Here is a 19,025-nt window from a genome sequence, read left to right as displayed (position 1 = left end):
GTGAGCTGAGTTACAGTGGACCTCACATCCTCCAGAAGAGAAGTCGGGTGAACAGGTGAGTACTGGTCGGCGCGAACGGGGACGGGCATGACGCTCAGTCCCTGGGTCGCCATGCGGAACGGCGACGACGCCGCGACGATTGCCCGATCCGTCTCGCGCGCCCACGAAACGTTCGTCGGGCACCCGCTCCGTCGACCGGCCGACTCCGACGCCCCCGTCCGTTCCGTCGTCCTCGACTCGTGGCACCGCAGCCGTGACATGGGGGTCGACCCGGATCGCGGTGCCGACAACCTCCTCGACGACGTCACGCTGGCGCAGTACCGCGCCGATCACCCCATGTCGGTCATTCGGCCCGTCGTCCGGAAACTGCTCGTCGAGGATGCTGCGGACACCGGGCTGCTCGTGGCCATCACCGACGCGTCGGGACGCCTGCTGTGGGTGGAGGGCGACTCCGCCGCGAAGGACCGCGCGAACGTCATGAATTTCACCGAGGGCGCCGACTGGAGCGAGAGCCGGATGGGCACCAATGCTCCCGGCACCGCGCTGGCCATCGACCACTGTGTGCAGATCTTCGCCGCCGAGCACTTCTCGCGTCCCGTGCACGAGTGGAGCTGCAGTGCCGCTCCCGTGCACCACCCGGTCACGGGTCGCATCCTCGGCGCCATCGACATCACAGGCGGCCCCCGCGTCGCCGTTCCCGAGGTGCTCTCCCTCGTGCGTGCGACCGTCGCCGCGGCCGAGTCGGAGCTGCGCCTCCATCTGCTCGAGTCGCCGCGTACCGGCATCGACACGCGACTACGCCTCGAGGTGCTGGGCTCCGGGAGGCCGGCCCTGGTGCGCGGGGGAGAGCGGATCACGCTGTCCGGCCGTCACGCCGAGATGTTGCTGCTCCTGCATGCGCACCCGGAAGGTCTCAGCTCGGACCACCTCGCCGTACTCCTCGACGAGAACGACCTGGACTCGGTGACCGTCCGCGCCGAGATGTCCCGCCTCCGCAAGGTTTTCGGTGCCGACGGGCTCGCCTCTCGCCCGTACCGTCTGGTCGCCGAACTCGCGTCCGACGTCGAGGACGTCCGCGCGGCGCTCGATCGCGGCGACGTCGATTCGGCGCTGCGCTCGTACGTCGGCGTCGTGCTGCCGTCCTCCTATGCGCCGGGCATCGAGGAGATCCGCGAGGAGTTGCGGGTGCGCGTGCAGGCGGCGCTGCTGCGGTCGGGTGACCCCGTACTGCTCGCGCGCTGGACGGCGTCGGTGCACGGCCGCGAGGACGCCACGGCGTGGTCGGCCTATCTCCGCACTCTCGACCCGTCCTCCGTCCTGTTCTCGCAGGTGCAGGCTCGTCTCGCGCTGCTGGGTCGCTGACGCAACGTAGTTGCAACTGTCCGCGTTCTAGTGTTCCACATCACAGCCCCCGATCACTCGGGGGCGTATCACCGACGAAGGAGCACGTTCGATGACTGTCTACGCTCGCCCGGGTACACCCGATGCCGCCATGTCATTCGAGAGCCGCTACGACAACTGGATCGGCAACGAGTGGGTCGCGCCGGTCAAGGGTCAGTACTTCGAGAACCCGACTCCCGTCACGGGCCAGAACTTCTGCGAGATCGCCCGGTCCACGGCCGAGGACATCGACCTCGCTCTGGACGCCGCGCACAAGGCAGCGCCGGCATGGGGCAAGACCTCGCCCGCCGAGCGCGCCGTCATCCTGAACAAGATCGCCGACCGCATCGCAGAGAACCTCGATTCCATCGCGCTCGCCGAGGCCTGGGACAACGGCAAGCCGATCCGCGAGACGCTGAACGCCGACATCCCGCTCGCGATCGACCACTTCCGCTACTTCGCCGGATGCATTCGCGCGCAGGAGGGTTCGCTGTCCGAGATCGACAGCGACACCGTGGCGTACCACTTCCACGAGCCCCTCGGCGTCGTCGGCCAGATCATTCCCTGGAACTTCCCGATCCTCATGGCCGTGTGGAAGCTCGCCCCCGCACTCGCCGCCGGTAACGCCGTCGTCCTCAAGCCGGCCGAGCAGACTCCCGCGTCGATCATGTACCTGATCAGCGTCATCGGTGACCTGCTGCCTCCGGGCGTGCTCAACATCGTCAACGGGTTCGGCACCGAGGCCGGCAAGCCGCTGGCGTCGAGCCCCCGCATCAAGAAGATCGCGTTCACCGGTGAGACCACGACCGGGCGCCTGATCATGCAGTACGCCTCGCAGAACCTCATCCCGGTGACGCTCGAGCTCGGCGGCAAGAGCCCCAACATCTTCTTCTCCGACGTGCTGTCCCAGAACGACGACTACCAGGACAAGGCACTCGAGGGCTTCACGATGTTCGCCCTCAACCAGGGCGAGGTCTGCACCTGCCCGTCGCGTTCGCTGATCCAGGAGGACATCTACGACGACTTCCTCGCACTGGCCGCGATCCGCACGAAGGCTGTGCGCCAGGGTGATCCGCTGGACACCGAGACGATGATCGGCGCCCAGGCCTCGAACGACCAGCTCGAGAAGATCCTGTCGTACATCGAGATCGGCAAGGGTGAGGGCGCCAAGATCGTCACCGGCGGTGAGCGCGCAGAACTCGGCGGTGACCTCAACGGTGGCTACTACGTGCAGCCCACCATCTTCACCGGCAAGAACAACATGCGCATCTTCCAGGAGGAGATCTTCGGACCCGTCGTCTCGGTCACCTCCTTCACCGACTACGCCAACGCCATCGAGATCGCGAACGACACGCTGTACGGCCTCGGCGCCGGTGTCTGGTCCCGTGACGGCGGCGTCGCCTACCGGGCCGGCCGCGACATCCAGGCCGGTCGCGTGTGGACCAACACGTACCACCAGTACCCGGCCCACGCGGCTTTCGGTGGCTACAAGCAGTCGGGCATCGGCCGTGAGAACCACAAGATGATGCTCGACCACTACCAGCAGACCAAGAACCTGCTGGTGAGCTACGCCCCGAAGGCTCAGGGCTTCTTCTGATGCTCCCGAGGCTCAAAGCAACCGCCGGGGCGATGGAGCTTCTCCGTCGCCTCGGCGGTCTCCACGGCGCCCTGATGATGCATCAGAGCGGTGGATGCTGTGACGGGTCGTCGCCGATGTGTTATCCCGCAGGCGAATTCATCGTCGGGGACCGCGACGTCCTGCTCGGCATCCTCGATCTGCGGGCGGAGGTCGGCACCGTCGCCGACGACCTCCCGACCGGCAGCGACCTGGTTCCCGTGTGGATCTCGGGGTCGCAATTCCAGGCGTGGAAGCACACCCAGATGGTGCTCGACGTGGTGCCGGGCCGGGGTAGCGGCTTCTCCCTCGAGACGCCGGAGGGGCTGCGGTTCCTCAGTCGTGGCCGCGCCTACACCCCCGAGGAGAACGCGGAACTCGAGGCTCAGGAACCCCTCACCGGTGCGCAGTGGGAGGAGGGTGCTCGTCCGCCCGTCCCCACCGAGTCCATCGTCGTCGCCGAGGCAGCGGACGCCTGCCCGGTGCCGGGGATGGCGATACAGGGATGAGTCGGGTGCGCTGAGCCGCGGTTACCGCGGTTCAGCGCACCGTCCGAGCGTCGCTCGAACTTCGGCGATCACCTCGTCGGGTCTCTGTGTGAGGTCGCGCCAGGTGTATCGCAGCACCGTCCACTCCTGAACGACGACGTTCTGCCGAGTTCGGTCTCGGTGAAAGGCGGTGGGGTCCGAATGGAAGGCCCAGCCGTCGATCTCGATGCAGACGCGTTCGTCGAGGAACACGAAGTCCAGCACGTAGCCGCGCCACGGAAAGTTGACCAGGAACCCCGTGATGCGGCCGTCGCGCATCACGGCGACGAAGAGCCGCTCGGCTTCCGACCGAGTTCCTCCCTCCGCTGCCACGAGAAGCTTCTCGGCCGCGGGGGCGCCACGTCGCCGAGGGTTCCGATCGTGTGCGCGCCGGAGCACGGACGGCGACATCCGCCCACGCAGGGCGACGTCGACGATGCTCATCCCCATCTCCTCGGACGCTTCGAGAACCGTGAGACCCGAGGCTGTGACGCGGATTCCGCGGATCGCCACCACATCGGCGGGGTCGAGGTTCCGGCGCCGCACCCGAACACCCGACGGTGCCCTACTCCGTCCTCCGCGCGGGACCGTGACATCGACGATGCGTGGTGCAACCGAAACGAGTCCGTGCCAGTACGCGGCACTGACCGATGTCACCACGGCCCCGTCGCCGGCCCAGTACGCGGCGCACCGCACACGGGCGGCATCCGTCCACGGTCTGTCACAGGCGACGTAGACGCCTCGCGTGACGCGACGCCATCTGCCGGCTCGGACGCGTCGATCGATCGCGTCCTGGCTCACCCCGGCGTCGTGAGCTTGCTTCGCGGTGATGACACCGTCGTGGAGCGCGAGAAGTCGATCGATCACAGGCGTTGGACGGATGCGTCGGCACTCCTGGTTCCGCCGGGTGCGCGCAGCCGCGGTTCCCGCGGGTCAGCGCACCGTCCAGTGGAAAAACAATCGCAACGTCCCCGCAACACGGCAGTCCTAGCCTCACCTCACCACCCGCCCACACTCCGAAAGAGGCTCACCCATGGCCGTGAAGGAACCGCGCCCCGTAGCGTCCGATTCTCAGGCAGAATCGTCCGACTACCTGGCCAAGCGCACGCTCAAGACCGGCAGTGCGGGGTGGGTGCTGCTGGCAGGGTTGGGCGTCAGCTACGTCATCTCGGGTGACTATTCGGGGTGGAACTTCGGGCTCGAGCAGGGTGGTTTCGGTGGTCTGCTGATCGCGGGCATCCTGATCGCCGGCATGTACCTGGCGATGGTGCTGGGCATGGCGGAGATGTCGTCGGCGCTCCCGGCCGCGGGCGGCGGGTACACGTTCGCCCGGCGCGCGCTCGGACCGTGGGGTGGGTTCGCTACCGGCACAGCCATTCTCATCGAGTACGCGATCGCCCCCGCGGCCATCGCAACGTTCATCGGTGCGTACGTCGAGTCGCTCGGCTTGTTCGGGATCACCGACGGGTGGTGGGTGTACCTCGCCGTCTACGCCATCTTCATCGGCGTGCACCTCGCCGGTGTGGGCGAGGCGCTGAAGGTCATGTTCGTCATCACCGGCATCGCTCTCGTCGGCCTCGTGATCTTCGCGGTCGCCGCGGTCTTCCAGTTCGACGCCTCGAACCTCACCGACATCGCCCCGACGGACGCCGCGGGCGCGTCGAGCTTCCTGCCGATGGGCTACCTGGGAATCTGGGCCGCCGTACCGTTCGCCATCTGGTTCTTCCTCGCCATCGAGGGCGTGCCGCTCGCTGCCGAGGAAGCGAAGGATCCGGCGCGCAACGTGCCGCGCGGCATCATCGCGGCGATGGCAGTTCTGCTGGTCACCGCGACCGCGATGCTGATCCTCGTGACGGGCGCCGGCGGTGCCGACGCGATGCAGGCGTCGGGCAACCCGTTGGTGGAGGCGCTGGGAGACAGCGGCGCCGCGACGGTGGTCAACTACATCGGTCTCGCCGGTCTGATCGCCAGCTTCTTCTCCATCATGTATGCCTACTCCCGGCAGCTGTTCGCGCTGAGCCGCGCCGGCTACCTGCCGAAGTCGATGTCGGTGGTCAACAGCCGGAAGGCGCCGACGCTGGCGCTGATCGTGCCCGGCATCATCGGCTTCGCCCTGACGTTCACCGGCAAGGGCTCGATGTTGTTGAACATGGCCGTCTTCGGGGCAGCGCTGAGCTACGTTCTGATGATGGTGAGCCACATCGTGCTCCGTCGCCGTGAGCCCGACATGCCGCGTCCGTACCGCACCCCGGGCGGCACCGTCACGACCGGATTCGCGCTCGTCATCGCGGCCTTCGCCGTGATCGCGACGTTCCTCGTGGACAGCCAGGCGGCGCTGTGGTGCCTGGTCGTCTTCGCGCTCTTCATGGTCTACTTCGGCGTCTACAGCCGCCACCACTTGGTGGCCAACTCTCCGGACGAGGAGTTCGCGGCGCTCGCCGCTGCCGAGGACGAACTCGGGTGAGTACGTACCACCAGCAGATCTCGGGAACCACGTACACCTTTCACGGACTCGTCGAGGTGATGGCGAAGGCCACCCCGGCGCGATCGGGCGATCAGCTCGCGGGATGCGCGGCGGAGTCTGATGCCGAACGTGCCGCCGCGGCGTGGGTTCTGGCGGATCTCCCGTTGCAGACCTTTCTCGACGAGCAGGTGGTGCCGTACGAGAGCGACGAGGTCACCCGCCTCATCATCGACAGCCACGACGCGCAGGCGTTCGACGCGGTCTCGCATCTGACGGTGGGCGGTCTGCGGGACTGGTTGCTCACGGTCGCAGCGGAACCCGACAGCGCCCGCACACTGCGGGACGTCGCGCCGGGCCTCACCCCGGAGATGGTGGCCGCGACGAGCAAGATCATGCGCAACCAGGACCTGATCGCGGTGGCGAAGGCGGCGACGGTGATCTCCGCGTTCCGCACCACCATCGGTCTGCCCGGAACGATGGCCACCCGCCTGCAGCCCAACCACCCGACGGACGACCCGCACGGTATCGCTGCAGCCACCCTGGACGGACTGCTGATGGGCTCGGGCGACGCCGTCATCGGCATCAACCCGGCGACCGACTCACCCGCAGCGACAGCCGATCTGCTGTACCTGCTCGACGAAATCCGGCAGCGATTCGAAATCCCGGTGCAGTCGTGTGTGCTCTCCCACGTCACCACCACCGTGGACCTGATCGGCAAGGGTGTCCCGGTGGATCTCGTGTTCCAGTCCATCGCCGGAACCGAGGGTGCCAACTCCAGTTTCGGGGTCACGGTGCCGATGCTCCTGGAAGCGAACGAGGCGGGAAAGTCGTTGCACCGCGGCACCGTCGGGAACAACGTCATGTACCTGGAGACGGGCCAGGGTTCGGCGCTGTCCGCGAACTCCCACTTCGGGACCGGCGGCAAGCCGGTCGATCAGCAGACGCTCGAGACCCGCGCGTACGGGTTGGCCCGCGCGCTCGATCCGCTGTTGGTCAACACGGTCGTGGGCTTCATCGGACCCGAGTACCTCTACGATGGCAAGCAGATCATCCGCGCGGGACTCGAGGATCACTTCTGCGGCAAGATCCTGGGTCTGCCCATGGGTGTCGACGTCTGCTACACCAACCATGCCGAGGCCGACCAGGACGACATGGACACGTTGCTGACGCTGCTCGGTGCCGCGGGCGCCGCCTTCGTCATCGCCGTGCCCGGTGCCGACGACATCATGCTGGGTTACCAGAGCCTGTCCTTCCACGACGCCCTCTATGTTCGACAAGTGTTGGGCCTCAAGCCCGCTCCCGAGTTCGAGGCGTGGATGCACCGGCTGGGAATGACCGACGACGCGGGACGGGTGCTGCCCATCGACGCATCCACCTCACCCCTTCGAGCATTGACGACGCCGGCATGAGCACCCCGGACTTCTGGACCGACCTCCGCGTGACGACGCAGGCGCGCATCGGTCTCGGTCGGGCGGGCGACGCGCTGCCGACGACGCGGGTGCTCGAGTTCCGTGCCGCCCACGCCGCGGCACGGGACGCGGTCCACATGCCGCTCGACACCGACAGCTTCGCCCGGGAGATCGCCGCGGTCGGACTCGGGGATCCGGTGGTCGTGTCCAGCAAGGCGTCCACCCGCAGCGAGTACCTGCGCCGCCCCGATCTGGGGCGGCAACCCGAGGACCTGTCCGGAATAGACACGGTCGACGCGGACATCGGAATCGTGTTGTGCGACGGTCTGTCCCCGCGGGCACTGATGGATCACGGCGCAGGATTGCTCGCTGCGCTGAAGGACTCGCTGGGCACGTTCACGATCGCACCTCCGGTGATCGCCACCCAGGCGCGGGTCGCGCTGGGAGACCATGTCGGAGCAGCACTGGGCGTGTCGACGCTCATCGTCGTCATCGGTGAACGGCCGGGACTCTCGGTTGCGGACAGCCTCGGCATCTACCTGACGCACGGTCCGAAGCCCGGGCGCAACGACTCCGAGCGCAACTGCATCTCGAACATTCACCCACCCGGCGGCATGCACTACGACCATGCGGCGCGGGTGACGGCGTCGCTGGTGGCGGGAGCACGCACGCTCGGACGGTCGGGTGTCGATCTGAAGGATTCGTCTCGCGAACTGACCTGACTAGAGTTCCGGGCGTGCTTGTTCAGCGTGTGCGGGTCGATCCCGCGCGGGACGCCCTGTCGGACGTCCGTATCACCGGTGACACGGTCACCGAGATCTCTCGACCCGGCGAGCGACTGCCGTCGATCACGGGGGAGGACGTGGTCGACGGTCGGGGCGGTGTGCTTCTGCCGGGCTTCGTCGACGGGCACGTGCACATGGCGCAGTGGGCTCTCGCGCGGCGCCGTTTCGACGTCGGCGCGGCCACCGGGGCGCGTCACCTCGTCGATCTGCTGGTGGCATCGGGTGCCACGGGAGATGTTCGTGCGCAGGGGTTCCGGGGCGCACTGTGGGCGGACGCGCCGCACAAGGATCTGCTGGAGTCGGCGCTACCGGGTGTTTCGGTCGCGGTGACCAGCATGGACCTGCACACGGTGTGGTTGTCCCCGGCCATGATGTCCGAGCTCGGTGTCGACCACCCGACCGGAGTCTTCCGCGACCACGAGGCCATCGCGATGGGGAGTGCGATCGACGCTCGGGTCGGGAGCGACGTGCTCGACGGCTACATCTGCGACGGGACCGTGGATCTGGCGGCGCGGGGTGTGACCGAAGTGCTCGACTTCGAGTTCGACGACAACATCACGGCGTGGACGCGACGGTTCGCGGCCCGTGAGCCCGCGGTGCGGGTCAGTGCGTCGACATGGCCCACGTGGCTCGAGCAGACGCTCGCGGCGGGACATCGCACGGGTGACGTCGCACCGGACACCGGCGGTGGGCTGCGGATGGGGCCGCTCAAGATCATGGCGGACGGATCGCTGAACACCAGGACCGCCTGCTGTCACGACGCCTACCCCGACTCGGTCGACGAGGAGGAATCGCACGGTCTGCTGCTGGTCGATCACGAGGAGCTGGTTCGGCTGATGACCCGCGCCGCCGCCGGCCACATCGCGTCGGCGGTCCACGCGATCGGGGATCGCGCGAACACTGTCGTCCTCGACGCGTTCGAGACGGTGCGGGACTCCGCGGCGGCGGGGCTCCATCCCCCGGTCGGTGGACGCGTGGAGCACGCCCAGCAGGTGCGTCCGGAGGATCTCGACAGGTTCGCCGAACTCGGTGTCGTCGCGTCGGTCCAGCCGCAGCACGCCGTCACCGACCGAGACGTCGCCGACACGTTGTGGCGGGGCCGACGCTCACGGGCCTATCCCTACGGTTCGCTGCACTCGCACGGCGCGAGGTTGCAGTTCGGGTCGGACGCGCCGGTATCGCCGCCCGACCCACGCTCGGCGATCGCCGACGCCGTCTTCCGCACCGACGACGGGCGGCCGTCCTGGACACCGGCGGAAGCAGTACCGATGGACGTCGCGCTGGCGGCGGCGTCGGGTGGCCGGTCGGGTGTGTCGATCGGTTCACCGGCCGACCTGGTGGTGCTCGCGGAGTCGCCGTACGTGGTGTCCAATGCGGACCTGCGCGCCGTCCCCGTCGTCCTCACCGTCAGCGGCGGGCGCGTCACGCACCGGGGACACTGACCTTCGCGCGACGGCGCGGTGTCCCTACCCGGCGGTAGTGTCGAAGCGTGGTCACGGTCCAGGAGAACTTCCCGTTCGCAGGAGCGCGAATGCTGCGCACGCGAGGTCGTGGAAACGCCGCAGAAGCGGGTAGACGGACCGTTCCGAGCGTTGTTTTCCAGCGGTTCACCCCCTCTGACATGCGGTCCGAGCTTCGGTGCCGCGACACGAATTCGGATGCACCCGTCTGCGTCAACTAGCATGGAAGGCTGCCTGACAAACGAAGGGATCACTATCAACCTCGCCGGATCATCGTCACTACTCACAGGTGTGGCGCATGGGTACTGCATGTCCCTGTCCCGCGACGACGCGCTCTTCGGCGCCGGCGTCACGAGTGGATACCGGAGTGCAGACGCGGGGTGCAGCGACAGAATCAACGGCAGCAGTACCGAGTGTTCGGGGCGAAACGGGGGAATCGCACCGAACGGATCGTCGACGACGGTCGGCTCGGACAGCTGGGACCACGCGATCGTTCGCGGTGTCACGAGAGAACACGGGGAGTAGAACGTGGACGACGATTCGCGCTCGGGCGGCAACGATGCACGCCCGGACAGTGCCGAGGGCACCGAACCCGGACAGGTCGAGTCGACGCTTCCGGAGGGGGCTTTCCCTCTCTCCGGTGCCCAACGAGGAATCTGGTTCGCGCAGCAGTTGGCGGGCGACGTCCCCATCGCGATCGCGCACTACGTCGAGCTGAACGGTGAGCTCGACCTCCAGCTGTTGAACGACGCGCTCGATCGCGCCGGTCGGGAGTTCGGATCGGGCTACCTCCGTCTGACCGAGGTCGACGGCGAGCCGTTCCAGTACGTCGACCTGAGCATCGACGACCACGTCTCCTACCTCGATCTGCGGTCGGAGGACGACCCCGAGGCCGCGGCCATGGCCTGGATGACGCGCGAGTACAGCGCGCCCGTGGACATGCTGGTGGATCGACTCGTCGTCTCGCACGTCCTGCAGCTGTCCGACAAGCGCTGGTTCTGGTACTCCCGCATCCACCACGTCGCTCTCGACGGGTTCGGCGCGATGACGATGATCCAGCGCACGGCCGCGCTCTACTCGGCCGCTGTCGACGGCGTGGAGGTCGAACCGTCGAAGGCGGTCGATCTGCACAACCTGTACGAGGACGACGCGAAGTACCGCTCCTCCGAGCGCTTCGAGAAGGACGGCGCCTACTGGGCGGAGAAGGTCCGCAGCCTGCCCGACCCGCCGTCGCTCTCGCCGATCACGGCGCCGCCCACCTCGCCCGCCCTGATCGCCGGCGGGTACGTGTCGGAGGACCTCGCCGAGCGGCTGGACGCCCGCGTGACCGAGCTCGGCACCGCGTCGGCACCCTTCGTCGTGGCCGCGTTCGCCGCCTTCGTCGCCCGGATGACCGGCACCGAGGACGCCGTGCTCAGCCTGCCCGTCTCCGCGCGCACCACCGCCGTGATGCGGCGCTCCGGCGGCATGGTGTCCAACGTCGTCCCGCTGCGTATCGCGCTGCCTCCCAGTTGCACGGTCGCCGAGTCCGCGTCGCGTGCCCAGCTCGAGCTGACCGGGGCGTTGCGCCGTCAGCGGTATCGGCACGAGGACATCCGCCGCGACAGCGGTGAATCCGTCACCCAGCGTGGACTGTTCGGCCCGTCCATCAACATCATGTTGTTCCACGACGATCTGCGCCTCGGCGACATGCACGGGTCGTACAACGTTCTGACCACCGGTCCCGTCGAGGACCTCGCGCTCAACATCTACCCGGGTGCCGACGGCCGCGAACTGCGTATCGACTTCGAGGCCAACCCGCTGCGTTACACACAGGAGCGGCTGAACGCGCACCGCGCACGGTTCGTCACCTTCCTCGATGCGCTGATCGAGGCGTCTCCGGATGCGCCGATCGGATCGCTGGATCTGCTCACCGAGGACGAGCGTGAGCGCATCGTCCCGGCCCTGGGAGCCGAGAGCTTCCCGCAGATCACGTTCGCCGAGATCATCGCGCGCGCAGTCGATTTCGCACCCGACCGTGTCGCCGTCACGTGCGGCTCGGAGTCGGTCACGTACGCCGAACTGGACGCTCGCTCGAACCGCTTCGCCAGGTTGCTCACCTCGCGCGGGGTGGGCCCGGAGAGCGTCGTCGCGGTGGCTCTCGGGCGTTCGGTCGAGATGATTCACGCGACGTGGTCGATCGTCGCCTCCGGTGGCGCGTTCCTGCCGATCGATCCGGCCTATCCGCTGGACCGCATCGTGCACATGCTGGGCGACTCGGGAGCCCGCGTCGGCGTGACGACGCGTCGGCACGTGGAGTCCCTCCCCGACACCGTCGAGTGGCTGGTCATCGACGATCCGGAGCTGTGCGGGGATCTCGAGGTCTGCTCTCCGGCGCGGATCACCGATGCCGACCGCTCCACCCCGATCCGCCCCTTCACCGCGGCCTGGATGATCTACACGTCGGGCTCGACGGGACTGCCCAAGGGCGTGGTCGTCGGCCACGACGGACTCTCCAACATCATCGGCGAGATGACGGTGTCCTACGGGGTCTCGTCCGACTCGGTGATCCTCGGCGTGGCATCACCGAGCTTCGACGCGTCCATCTTCGAGCAGCTCATGGCGCTCTCCGCGGGCACCACGCTGGCACTGGCTCCGTCCGGCGTGTTCGGCGGCGAGGAACTCGCGGACTACATCCGTGAGAAGAACGTCACGCACGTGGTCATCACGCCCGCCGCGTTGGGGTCGTTGGACCCGGACGGTCTCGAGCAGATCGAGAGCATCATCAGCGCCGGCGAGGCGCTGCCGTCGGAGGTCGCCGCCCGCTGGACACCGCGCACCGCACTCCGGAATGCATACGGCCCCACCGAGACCACGATGATCGGGTCGATCTCCGCCCCTCTCGAACCCGGTGCCCCCGTCACCATCGGATCACCCATCCGTGGCACCCGGCAGGTCGTGCTGGACAACAGGCTCCGTCCCGTCCCGATCGGCGTCGTGGGTGAGCTCTACCTCGCGGGCGTCGACCTGGCCCGTGGGTACGCCAACCGCGTCGGTCTCACGTCGACACGGTTCGTGGCCGGCCCGTGGGCGGAGCCGGGCGGCCGCATGTACCGCACCGGTGACCTGGTGCGGTGGACCGACGACGGCGACATCGTCTACGTGGGACGCGCCGATTCGCAGGTCAAGATCCGCGGCTTCCGCATCGAGCTCGGTGAGATCGACGCGGTGCTGGCGACCCATCCGAGCGTCCGGACGTCCGTCACCGTCGCGCACCGTCAGGCCTCGGGTGCCACCGTCCTTGCCGCGTACGTGGTGTTGCGGCCCGGGGTCTCGCTGGATCACACCGAGCTGCTGCGCCATGCATCGCACCAACTTCCGTCCCACATGATCCCGTCTGCGGTCGTCGTGCTCGACCAGCTGCCGGTCACGGTCAACGGCAAGATCGACCACCGCCGTCTGCCGGAACCGGTCCTCGCCACCCGCGAGTTCCGTGCTCCGACAACCGTTGTCGAGGAGATCGTCGCCTCCGTCTTCACCCAACTGATGGGTGTGGAGAAGGTCGGTCTGGACGACGACTTCTTCGCGCTCGGCGGCAATTCACTGATCGCGACGCGCGCGGTATCGCGGCTCGGCGCGGCGCTGGGAACCCAGGTCTCGGTCCGCACACTGTTCGAGGCTCCCACCGTGGAGTCGCTCGCGTCCCGTCTGCAGCAGGGCGGGCACGGAGTGTCGCGGGCGCCGTTGGTGCGCCGCGAACGCACCGGCCCCGTCCCGCTGTCGCTCGCGCAGCGCCGCATGTGGTTCCTCAACCAGTTCGATCCGTCGTCGGTGGCCTACAACATCCCGCTGGCGCTGCGACTCGAGGGTGACCTCGACATCGCCGCCCTGCAGGTCGCCATCATGGACGTCGTCGACCGTCACGAGGCGCTGCGCACGTCGTACCCCGACACGCAGGACGGCCCGGTGCAGGTGGTCCACGATCCGGAAGCAGTCGTTCCCGATCTGACTCCCGTGCCCGTCACCGCGGAGGACCTGCCCACGGCACTGTTGTCCTTCGCGATGACGACGTTCCAGGTGACCGAGCACGTTCCGTTGGTGGGCAGGCTCTTCCAGATCGACGAGACCCATCACGTGCTGGCCATCGTCGTGCATCACATCTCGTCCGACGGTGCCTCGCTCACGCCACTGGCCCGCGACCTCATGGCCGCCTACAGCGCCCGCATCGCCTTCTACGCGCCCACCTGGACGCCACTTCCGGTGCAGTACACCGACTACACGCTGTGGCAGCGCGAGGTGCTGGGCTCCGAGGACGATCCGACGTCGTTGATCGCCCAGCAGGAGCGGTACTGGGTCGAGAAGCTGCGCGATGCACCGGATCTGCTCCCGCTCCCGCTCGACAGGGCGCGCCCGACGCGATCGTCGCTGAGCGGTGGACTGCACTCGTTCGACATCGATCCCGAGCTGCACCGCGCGATGATCGACCTGGCCTCCCGGAACCGTACGACGTTGTTCATGGTGGTCCACGCAGCGCTGGCCGTCACGCTGGCGAAGATCAGCTCGACCGACGACATCGTCATCGGAACGCCCGTCGCCGGTCGTGGCGACGCCGCGATCGACGATCTGGTCGGCATGTTCGTCAACACGCTGGCGCTGCGGACGACGGTGCCCGGACGCCAACCGTTCGACGCGCTGCTCGAGCACGTCCGCGAACGGGATCTGCAGGCGTTCGCCAACAGCGACGTCCCGTTCGAACGGCTCGTCGAGGTCCTGTCCCCGGCGCGCTCGGAGTCCCGCCACCCGATCTTCCAGGTCATGCTGGCCTTCGAGAACCTGGGCCGGTCGACAGTGGAACTCACCGGGTTGCGGCTCTCCACAGTCGATCTCGACCTCCACGTGGTCAAGTTCGACCTGCAGCTGACGATGACCGACCGGATGGACGACGCCGGCCGCCCCGCGGGCATGCCGGCCACGTTCTCCTACGCCTCCACACTGTTCGACGCGTCCACCATCGAGGCGATCGCGCGTCGGTTCGAGCGCGTTCTGCGCACCATCGTCGCCGAACCGTCCACCCGCGTGGGCGACATCGACGTGCTGGACGACAGTGACCGCATCGTGGCCGAGCAGTCGGTGCAGCGTGTCGCGCAGGGTGTGTCCGTCGGCGACGACACCATCGTCTCGCGCGTGCTGGACCACGCCGCGTCGTCGCCCGATGCATGCGCGGTGCGCTTCGGAACGTCGTCGATCACATACGGCGACATGGACATCCGGTCCGCCGCGGCTGCGGCTCGACTTCACGAGCTGGGTGTCGGCGTCGGAGATCGAGTGGCCGTCGTCGCGGATCGTTCCGTCGATCTGGTGGTCGTGCTGTTCTCGATCATGCGTGCCGGTGCCACCTACGTGCCCATCGATCCCGAGTACCCCGGTGATCGCGTCGACTACGTCGTCGCGGACTCGGGTGCGCGGTTCGCCGTGGTGTCCTCGCGCCTCGAGGAGCGGGTGCGCCGTGACGGTCTCACCGTCATCGTCGACACCGATCTCGCGGCGCCCCCTGCCGAGGGTGTCGTCCTCGATCCCGCTGCGCTGCTTCCGTTCTCGCAGCCCGGCGATGTCGCGTACATCATCTACACCTCGGGATCGACGGGTAACCCCAAGGGCGTCGCGGTGCCGCACACCAACGTCGTCACGCTGCTGAGCAACACCCAGCAGTACTTCGAGTTCGGTCCGGACGACGTGTGGACGATGTTCCACTCGTACGCCTTCGACTTCTCCGTGTGGGAACTCTGGGGCGCCCTCACCACGGGCGGCAGCGTGGTCGTCGTCGATCACTGGACGGCTCGCTCGCCCGGCGACTTCCTCGACATGCTCGCCGAGCGCGGCGTGACGGTGCTGAACCAGACTCCGTCCGCGTTCTACCAACTGGCCGAGGCGGAACGCGACCGCGCCGGAACGGCCCTGTCGTTGCGTCACGTCGTGTTCGGCGGCGAAGCGCTCGACCTCTCGCAGCTGCAACGGTGGTACGCACGGCATTCCGACGACAGTCCGCGTCTGGTGAACATGTACGGCATCACCGAGACCACGGTGCACGTGACCTACCAGGCGCTGACCGCGGCCTTCGCCGCGTCCGCCCAGGGCAGCGTCATCGGTACCCCCGTGCCCGGCCTCGGCGGCGTCGTCCTGGACAGCTCGCTGCGGCCCGTTCCGGTCGGTGTTCCGGGTGAGCTGTACGTCATGGGTGACCAGTTGGCCCAGGGATACGTCGGACGTCCGGACCTGAACGCCACCCGCTTCGTGGCCAATCCGTACCTCGGTGGGCAGCGCATGTACCGCTCCGGCGACGTCGTGCGCTGGAACCGCGACGGCGCGTTGGAATACCTCGCACGCGCCGACGCGCAGGTGCAGATTCGCGGGTTCCGCGTGGAACTCGGCGAGATCGAGACCGTCGTCGCCTCGGCGCCGGGCATTGCCGGCGCGGCCGCATCCGTGGTCCGCCGTCCCGCCGGTGACGTCCTCGTGGCCTTCGTCGTCCCCGAGTCGGGGTCGAGCGTCGACGCCGGTGAGATCACGTCCCACGTCGGAAACATGTTGCCGGCCTACATGGTCCCGGCTCGGATCGTCGAGCTCGACCGTCTGCCCCTGACCGTGAACGGCAAGCTCGACCGCAAGGCCCTGCCCGAGGTGTCCGACGACTCGGACCGTGAGTACCGCGCGCCGTCGACACGAGTCGAGAAGGCCATCGCGGGAGTCTTCGAGGACATCCTCGACGTGACCCCGGTGGGGCTCGACGACGACTTCTTCGCCCTCGGCGGCAACTCGCTGATCGCCACCCAGGTGGCGTCTCGCATCGGCACCGAGCTGGGCGTTCACGTCCCGGTCCGTGCGGTCTTCGACGCCACCACCGTGCATCGCCTCGCCGCCGTGGTGGCCGACCTCGGCGCATCCGACCGCCCGGCGCTCGTGCCGATGCCGCGTCCCGACGAAATTCCTCTGGCGCTTGCGCAACAGCGGATGTGGCTGAGCAACCGGCTGGACCCCGCGTCGCCGATGTACAACCTGCCGTTGGGTATCCGGCTCGAGGGCGACCTCGACGTCGAGGCACTCCGGCAGGCCATCCGTGACCTGGTCACCCGCCACGAGATCCTCAGGACGATCTATCCGCACACCGACGGAGTTCCGCGGCAGGAGATCCTGACCGTCGAGCAGGCCGGGGTGGACCTCGCGGTCGAGTCGGTGCCGTCCGCACAGTGGATGGATCACTTCGTCGCGCTCGCGACGCGGGGATTCGACGTCACCACCTCGGTCCCGCTGCGCGTGGCGCTCCTGCGTGATCCGGCTGCGCCGTCGGAGGCGGTCCTCGCGATCGTCGTCCACCACATCGCCGCCGACGGTGTCTCACGCGTCGCGTTGACCCGTGATCTCGTCAGCGCCTACCTGGCGCGCGCGTCGGACACCGAACCGACCTGGGCGCCGATGCCCGTGCAGTACGCCGACTACGCCCTGTGGCAACGCGACGTCATCGGCTCGCCCCGGGACGCGGACTCGGTGGCCGCCGCGCAGATCGCCTTCTGGAAGCAGGCGCTCGAGGGAGTGCCGGCGGAACTCGATCTGCCCCGCGACCGTGAACGCCCCGCGGCGCCGACCCGTGAGGGAGCATCCGTCCACTTCGCGATCGACGGGTTCGCCGCCGACCGCGTCGAGGCGCTCGCCCGCGATCACAACGCGACTCGGTTCATGGTGGTGCACGCAGCACTGGCCGTTCTGCTCTCGCGCCTGTCCGGAAGCACGGACATCCCGATCGGAACGGCCCTCGCCGGCCGCGGGGAGCCCGCGTTGGACAACCTGGTCGGCATGCTCGTCAACACCGTGGCCCTGCGCGTGCGGATCGACGAGGACCGGACGTTCGCCGACCTGGTCGACGCCGTCCGCCGTGTCGACGTCGACGGATTCGCGAACTCCGAGGTGCCGTTCGAGACCGTCGTCGACGCGGTGGCGCCGCAGCGCACCTCCTCGGTGCCGCCGATATTCCAGACGGCACTGGCGTTCCGCAACATCACGCCCGCCAGGGTCGAGCTCGACCGGATCACCGTCTCCGAACTCGAGAACCCGTTCGAACCGGCCAACTTCGACCTGCTGCTCACCGTCGACGACGACGGGTCCCGCAAGCCGGGCGGCGACATGACGATGATGTTCACCTACTCCACCGAGCTGTTCGACGCGTCCACCGTCGAGACGTTCGGCAAGCATCTGGTGTCGCTGTTGCGGGCCGGAGTCACCGAGCCCACGCGTCTCGTCGCGGACCTGCCGATGGCAGAGGTCACGGCCGTGGTCGTGCCCGAGACCGGCCCGTCCGAGACGGCGTCGTTCGACGGCCCGTCCTTCGTGTCGTCCTTCGAATCCGCCGTGGAGTCCGACCCCGATGCGCCCGCCGTGGTCGTAGGGGACACCGACGTCACGTACGCAGAACTCGACGCCCGATCGAACCGCACCGCACGATGGTTGTCCGCGAACGGCGTCGGCGCCGGGTCCCGCGTCGTGGTCCGGTCGGCATCGGCGGACGGCAACCCCGACGTGCTCGCACTCTGGTGGGGCGTGTTCAAGGCGGGTGCCGCCCTCGACCTCAGCGGGCAGTCGGCCGACGTCGTGCTGCTGGCCGGCGCACCGCAGAACGGACAGGTCGCACCGCTGGTCCTGTCCGTCGACGACGCGTCCGCCGAGATCGCGGCGCAGAACGCGCGCCCGGTCACCTATGCCGACCGCGTCCGACCGCAGCGCGGAGACGACCCTGCGTTGGTCCTGGCATCGGTCGACGGATCGGCACGTGTCCTCGGCCTCGACGAACTGTCCCGCGTGGTGTCCACCGAGGCCGAGCGTCTCGCCGTGGACTACGAATCACGATTGTTCGCGACGCCGACCGTGTCCTCGACCTCGCGCGCTCTGCGGGCGCTGGTCGCGGGCATCGCCGGAGCCGCGGTGCTCGCTCCCGACGCGGCGGCACCGTCGCTGACCGACGTCCTCGTCGATCAGTGGGTGACGCACCTGTTCGCGACGCCGCCCGATCTCGAGACCGTGGACGTCGAGTCGTTGGAGGACCTGGCCGTGGTGGTCACCGACCCCGGTGCGGGATCACCGACAGCGGGAGTCGACGGCTCGGAGTTCGCCGACGGAACGGACATCGAGGTCGTCTCGATCTCGTCCACGGGAATGGGTATCCATGGTTCCGGACCTGCTGCGCGGAGCTCGTGACGACACCACCGGCCCGCACCCGGGTCCGCGATACGGCGCAGCGCGCTCTCGTTAAGGTTGATCGGATGGAGCGACGCTCCATGAAGCACGCGTGCACGCGCCCTCGGGGAGTGATGCGGGTACGCAGCGGGATCGTCGGCGGGCAACCGCGGACGAGGCTCGG

General features: G+C 68.2%; 9 protein-coding genes. 8 read left to right on the top strand and 1 reads right to left on the bottom strand.

The genetic code is table 11. From position 1 onward, the window contains the following. The first annotated feature begins 87 nt into the window (after window positions 1–87). From ASG64_RS11620 to ASG64_RS11610, 3 genes are all read left to right on the top strand, one after another. Window positions 88–1,362: a helix-turn-helix domain-containing protein gene (locus ASG64_RS11620; protein ID WP_056073727.1), complete on the top strand. Its 1,275-nt coding sequence runs from the start codon at window positions 88–90 to the stop codon at window positions 1,360–1,362. 91 nt (window positions 1,363–1,453) lie between these two features. After that, on the top strand, window positions 1,454–2,977 hold the full coding sequence (gene adh / locus ASG64_RS11615) for an aldehyde dehydrogenase (RefSeq protein WP_042573990.1): 1,524 nt from the start codon (window positions 1,454–1,456) through the stop codon (window positions 2,975–2,977). A gap of 32 nt (window positions 2,978–3,009) precedes the next feature. Further along, window positions 3,010–3,504 carry a DUF779 domain-containing protein gene (locus ASG64_RS11610; protein ID WP_056073725.1) on the top strand — a complete coding sequence of 165 codons (495 nt, stop codon included), beginning with the start codon at window positions 3,010–3,012 and terminating at the stop codon, window positions 3,502–3,504. Between the two features lie 21 nt (window positions 3,505–3,525). On the opposite strand, the gene ASG64_RS11605 is transcribed toward ASG64_RS11610, so the two are convergent. Next, window positions 3,526–4,389, bottom strand: coding sequence for a type IV toxin-antitoxin system AbiEi family antitoxin domain-containing protein (locus ASG64_RS11605; protein WP_056073723.1), 864 nt, complete (start codon window positions 4,387–4,389; stop codon window positions 3,526–3,528). Window positions 4,390–4,555: 166 nt separating this feature from the next. Between ASG64_RS11605 and eat the strand changes: the two genes are divergently transcribed. From eat to ASG64_RS11575, 5 genes are all read left to right on the top strand, one after another. After that, entirely contained in the window at window positions 4,556–5,986 is a 1,431-nt protein-coding gene (gene eat, locus ASG64_RS11600; protein WP_056073721.1) for an ethanolamine permease, read from the top strand. Continuing rightward, window positions 5,983–7,395 (top strand): ethanolamine ammonia-lyase subunit EutB, encoded by a 1,413-nt coding sequence (locus tag ASG64_RS11595; protein ID WP_056073719.1) that lies wholly within the window; start codon window positions 5,983–5,985, stop codon window positions 7,393–7,395. Before eat ends, ASG64_RS11595 begins: the two co-directional genes overlap by 4 nt. Then, on the top strand, window positions 7,392–8,117 hold the full coding sequence (gene eutC / locus ASG64_RS11590; protein WP_056073717.1) for an ethanolamine ammonia-lyase subunit EutC: 726 nt from the start codon (window positions 7,392–7,394) through the stop codon (window positions 8,115–8,117). Before ASG64_RS11595 ends, eutC begins: the two co-directional genes overlap by 4 nt. A gap of 14 nt (window positions 8,118–8,131) precedes the next feature. Then, window positions 8,132–9,622 (top strand): amidohydrolase, encoded by a 1,491-nt coding sequence (locus ASG64_RS11585; protein WP_056073715.1) that lies wholly within the window; start codon window positions 8,132–8,134, stop codon window positions 9,620–9,622. Between the two features lie 546 nt (window positions 9,623–10,168). Beyond that, window positions 10,169–18,862, top strand: coding sequence for a non-ribosomal peptide synthetase (locus ASG64_RS11575; protein ID WP_056073711.1), 8,694 nt, complete (start codon window positions 10,169–10,171; stop codon window positions 18,860–18,862). Window positions 18,863–19,025 lie beyond the last annotated feature (163 nt).

The organism is Rhodococcus sp. Leaf247, from assembly GCF_001426185.1.
Classification (GTDB): domain Bacteria; phylum Actinomycetota; class Actinomycetes; order Mycobacteriales; family Mycobacteriaceae; genus Rhodococcoides.
This window is presented reverse-complemented; position numbering and strand designations above follow the sequence as displayed.

Coding starts and splice junctions, on each gene's coding strand:
- ASG64_RS11620 (WP_056073727.1), top strand. CDS start 88: ATGACGCTCAGTCCCTGGGTCGCCATGCGGAACGGCGACGACGCCGCG.
- adh (WP_042573990.1), top strand. CDS start 1,454: ATGACTGTCTACGCTCGCCCGGGTACACCCGATGCCGCCATGTCATTC.
- ASG64_RS11610 (WP_056073725.1), top strand. CDS start 3,010: ATGGAGCTTCTCCGTCGCCTCGGCGGTCTCCACGGCGCCCTGATGATG.
- eat (WP_056073721.1), top strand. CDS start 4,556: ATGGCCGTGAAGGAACCGCGCCCCGTAGCGTCCGATTCTCAGGCAGAA.
- eutC (WP_056073717.1), top strand. CDS start 7,392: ATGAGCACCCCGGACTTCTGGACCGACCTCCGCGTGACGACGCAGGCG.